Source organism: Acidovorax sp. KPB24-07 (assembly GCF_057543315.1).
This window is the reverse complement of the sequence record NZ_BAAJYS010000791.1, coordinates 1-902: the sequence shown is the minus strand read 5'-3', so window position 1 is coordinate 902 and position 902 is coordinate 1. Positions and strand designations below refer to the sequence as shown.

1 protein-coding gene is annotated in these 902 nt (G+C 71.2%); it reads right to left on the bottom strand.

Annotation, left to right across the window (positions count from 1 at the left end; all coding sequences use genetic code 11):
• On the bottom strand, window positions 1–765 hold a 765-nt coding region (locus AC27IQ_RS25835; protein ID WP_487091348.1), incomplete at its 3' end, for a sensor histidine kinase.
• Window positions 766–902 lie beyond the last annotated feature (137 nt).

Below are 902 nucleotides of genomic sequence, written 5' to 3'. Positions count from 1 at the left end.
CAGCGGCTGCAGCAGCAGCGGCGGCACGGGCACGCGGGCGAGCGATTCGGGCAGGTCGAGCGTGTAGGCCAGGCGCGGGCCCATGCGCACCGACATCAGCTCCAGGTAGTCGCGCAGCCGGGCGAATTCGTCGGCCAGCGGGTGCAGCGTGGCCCGCGAGGCGCCGAGTGTGGCGCGCAGGTAGTCGATCAGGTGGTCCAGCATGGCCTGGGCGCGGGGCGGGTCGGCGGCGATCAGCACGCGCAGGTTGGACAGGGTGTTGAACATCATGTGCGGCTCCAGCTGCGCCTCCAGCAGTTTGAGGCGCGCCTCGGCGGCGTCGCGTTCGACCTCGGCGATCTTGCCTTCCAGAAAGCGCGATTTTCCCTGGGCGTAGAAGAAGAACGACAGCGCCAGGCACGCCAGCACCGTCGTCACCATGGCCGAACTGGGGCCGCCTGCCGACGCCAGGGTCAGGCCGGGGTGCATGCTCTCGCGGTAGGCATCGCCCAGGGCCGAGCCGAACTGAAAGCCGATGGAGCCGCCCACCGCGACCAGCGCCCAGCCGCGCCAGCCCAGGGGCCACGGGATGGGGCTATGGCGTGAGAGCCACAGGCGGCCGATGTCGATCAGCAGCCAGCTCGGCAGGCCGATGGCCAGGGAGTACACGAGCTGCACGTCCCACGGTCCCCGGCCGTAGGCGAGCTGGATGCCGGCGATGGCGGCGCAGAACGCGGCGATCACCAGCCCGTGGCGAATGGATTGGCGAAGGCTGAAGTGCTGCATGGCGGCGCTGGAGAAAGGAAAAGCTTCTGGTGGGCCGATTGTGGGGGCACTCCTGGCGGCGGCCGTGCGCCCGGTCAGCGCCGCTGCAGGGCCTGGCGCAGGGCGGCGCGCTCGCGCTCCAGCAGGCGGGCGTGCAG